This window comes from Pseudomonas sp. PME37.24/025, assembly GCF_055556615.1.
Map to the genome: position 1 here is coordinate 1 of NZ_JBVHNK010000525.1, position 213 is coordinate 213.

A 213-nucleotide genomic window follows, 5' to 3' on the forward strand; every position below is an offset into this window, starting at 1 on the left:
TCGTCGATCTTCACGCTCAGGGATGTGCCGCCGTTCAGGGCATCGTTTGGTGCAGTGAAGTTCACGCTGGCGCTGCTTGAGCCGACCGGGATGGTGATGGTCTGGCCGTTGGACAGGGTGACGACGACTGGTGAATCGGTGACCGGTGCCGACACGGACGCGGTGTAAACCACGGTGCCGCCTTCGGCCACAGTGCTGGTCGCGGTGAGGTTC

The 213-nt window shown here is 63.4% G+C and carries 1 protein-coding gene; it reads right to left on the reverse strand.

Translation table 11 applies throughout. From position 1 onward, the window contains the following. The coding region (locus tag ACZ3HH_RS31315; protein ID WP_465810647.1) for an immunoglobulin-like domain-containing protein at nt 1-213 on the reverse strand (213 nt) is incomplete at both ends.